Below are 3,201 nucleotides of genomic sequence, written 5' to 3'. Positions count from 1 at the left end.
GACGACCACCTTCGCCACCCAACGCTTGGTTGAGGGTCAGCTTGCCGGACCGGCGCTCTGTATCGTCGCCCTTGCGACGACCACGCTCTTCGCGCTCCCGCTCGACCTTCCGAGGGGCGGCCTGCTGCGATGGCTTCGGACCGCCAGCGGTCGGACGCGACACGGCAGGTTCTGCCGGATCGGCCGCAGCCTGCTTGGCAGCTTCCGCCGCTTCGCGCGCCCGGCGCTCTTCTTCTTCGGCTTTCTGGCGGGCTTTTTCTTCGGCTTCGCGCTGTTCGCGCTCCTTGGCCTCTTTTTCGGCGCGCATCCGGTCACGTTCTTCGGCGCGTGCTTTTTCTTCGGCTTCGCGCTGCGCGGCCTCTTCGCCTTCGCGGGCCTTTGCAGCCTGAAGTGCCTTCAGACGGCGCTCCATCTCTGCATCAGAAATCCCAGCGGGTCGTTTGCTTCCGGCTGCGCTCATTGCGCTTGTCGCAGCGCTGCCAGCAGCAGTCTGCGCCACACCGGGCTTCGGCACCACAACGCGCTTGCGCTTGGTCTCTACCACGACGTTCTTGGTCCGCCCGTGGCTGAAGCTCTGCTTTACGTTCCCGGAACGGGGACCGCCGCGCAAACCCAAAGTCTTTTTGCCGTCGTTATCGCTCATTTAGCTCTATTTTCCTTCCCAGCGGCCCCTGCCGCTGTCTTTGCATCAGACGTTCCGATGCGAAAGCCCTTCAATCTTTGGGCTTCCTCTACAACACGTTGCGTGAGTCCACCAGCGCCAAGCGCGGCATGTATCACAGTTTGTCGCCCAAAGGCCATTCCAAGCTCATCCGCCGTCAGCCAATCGATGTAGTGGCCATAATGCGGCGTGCTGAGCTTCGATTTCCCCCGGCTCGATCCGTCGGTCGCCTGCAACAAAACCTCGGCGACTTCCTTGGACAGGGAGTCCTTGACCTTTTCATAGCCGGATACGGCCACACCGGATTTGCGGCTGAGACTTATCAGGTCGACAACACGACGTGCAAGCTGTTGCTCAAGATCGGAAACCAGCGTCTCTGACACGCGCAATTGCGTTTTCGCCGCCCGATGAAACATGTTCTTTTTCACCGCGGTTTCAAGAGCTGCGCGCGTTGCGGTCACCCAGATACCCCGACCCGGCAGCTTTTCCGCCAGATCGGGAACCAGTTGATCGTCGGGACCGACGACAAAGCGGATCAGCTCGGCCTTCGGGCGCACCTCTCCGGTCGCAATGCATTTGCGTTCCGGTCCGCTCTCCCGATCCTTGTCTTTGCCACCGCGTGTCACGTGTGTCGCCGTCCCTCATTCACAAACAGGTCAGGCCTGCTCGTCTTCCACATCGTCCAAATCTTCGCCTTCGACCTCGTCCTCAAGCTCGGTCGGATCGACCCAGCCCAGAAGAACGCGCGCGGTCATCACGAGATGCTGCGCTTCCTCCAGCGACATGTCGAACGGCTCAAGCAGACCTTCGTCCTTGTGACGCTCGCCATTCTCGGTTGTCCAGCCACCGGCCAGTTCCCAATCCGCACAGGTCGCAAAGTCTTCAAGCGTCTTGACGCCATCCTTGGCCAGCACTTCGATCATCTGCGGTGTCAGGCCTTCAAAGTTGATCAGGCTGTCATCGGCACCCAAGGCACGGGCATTTTCCAATGCCGCTTTTGCCTGGGCTTCCAGATTCTCGCGGGCGCGGGTCTGCAATTCCTCGGCGGTGCCTTCGTCCACACCGTCGATGACCAGCAGTTCGTCCAGTTCGACATACGCGACTTCTTCAAGGTTGGTGAAGCCTTCGGCAACCAGAAGCTGGGCAAAGAACTCGTCCAGATCAAGCGCGTCCATGAACAGCTGTGTGCGCTCTTCGAACTCTTTCTGACGACGTGCCGATTCTTCTTCCTCGGTCATGATGTCGATGTCGAGGCCCGTCAACTGCGACGCCAGACGCACGTTCTGACCGCGGCGACCAATCGCAAGGCTCAGCTGCTCGTCCGGGACCACGACTTCGATGCGCTCCGCGTCTTCGTCCAGAACCACCTTGCTCACTTCCGCAGGCTGCAGCGCGTTCACAAGGAAGGTCGGCACATCTTCGTTCCACGGAATGATGTCGATCTTTTCGCCCTGAAGCTCGTTCACAACCGCCTGCACGCGACTGCCGCGCATACCGACGCAGGCACCCACGGGATCAATCGACCCGTCATAGGAAATCACGGCGATCTTGGCGCGCGATCCCGGATCACGGGCAACGGCCTTGATCTCGATGATGCCGTCGTAAATCTCCGGCACTTCCATCTTGAACAGCTCTGCCATGAACTCGGGCGCAGTGCGCGACAGGAAGATCTGCGGCCCACGGGTCTCGCGGCGCACATCCTTGATATAGCAGCGGATGCGGTCGCCGTTGCGATAGCTTTCGCGGCCGATCTTTTCGTTGCGGCGCAGGATGCCTTCGCCCCGGCCCACATCGACGATGACGTTGCCGTATTCTTCCCGCTTTACCACACCGTTGATGATGGTGCCCGCGCGGTCCTTGAATTCTTCGAACTGACGGTCGCGCTCGGCTTCGCGGACCTTCTGCAGGATGACCTGCTTGGCCGACTGCGCCGCGATCCGGCCCATTTCAACCGGCGGCACCTCTTCGGTGAACATGTCACCAACCTGCGGCTTGCCCGAGAAATCGGTAACCGGTTGACCATCCCGCAGCCAAACCGCGTTCTGCGTCGGCTTCGGTGCTTCGAAATAGGGCTTTGCGCTGTCGACGGTGAACTCCGACTGGTAGTTCTCGTACTCTTCTTCATCAACCACGGTGCGGACGCGGGTAAAGGTCGCCCGACCTGTCTTGCGGTCGATCTTCACGCGGATGTCCATCTCGCTGCCGTAGCGCGACTTGGCGGCACGGGCGAGGCTTTCTTCCATCGCTTCAACGACCAACCCGGGGTCGATCATCTTTTCGCGCGCCACCGCTTCGGCGGTCTGCAACAGTTCCAACTGGTTGGCGGAGGTGATTGCCATCGGTCTTACTCCTCTTCGGGCCCTTCGGCCTCAATCACGTCGTCAAATTCGGTCTCGTCAAAGCCTTGGGCTTTGCGTGCCTTCAGCATTTCCTTGATCAGCTCGTCGGTCAGCACCAGCTTGGCATCGGTCAGCCAATCGAACTTCAGCCCGACCGTGCCTTCCTCGATATTGATCAGCACTTCGTCGCCTTCGACCCCG

At 60.4% G+C, this 3,201-nt stretch carries 3 protein-coding genes and 1 pseudogene; all 4 read right to left on the bottom strand.

The annotated features are described in order from the left end of the window. Positions 1-643: translation initiation factor IF-2 associated domain-containing protein (locus tag JJ869_RS22905; protein WP_292271194.1), on the bottom strand; the 643-nt coding region annotated here is incomplete at its 3' end. Then, the gene (locus JJ869_RS22900) at positions 640-1,287 is read right to left on the bottom strand and encodes an RNA-binding protein (protein ID WP_292271190.1); all 648 of its coding nucleotides are present in this window, start codon (positions 1,285-1,287) and stop codon (positions 640-642) included. The genes JJ869_RS22905 and JJ869_RS22900, both read right to left, overlap by 4 nt. 30 nt (positions 1,288-1,317) lie before the next feature. Continuing rightward, entirely contained in the window at positions 1,318-3,000 is a 1,683-nt protein-coding gene (gene nusA, locus JJ869_RS22895; protein WP_292271188.1) for a transcription termination factor NusA, read from the bottom strand. 5 nt (positions 3,001-3,005) lie between these two features. After that, positions 3,006-3,201, bottom strand: a pseudogene (locus JJ869_RS22890) (ribosome maturation factor RimP); the annotation flags it as partial.

The organism is Marivita sp., from assembly GCF_017643905.1.
Taxonomy (GTDB): domain Bacteria; phylum Pseudomonadota; class Alphaproteobacteria; order Rhodobacterales; family Rhodobacteraceae; genus Marivita.
This window is presented reverse-complemented; position numbering and strand designations above follow the sequence as displayed.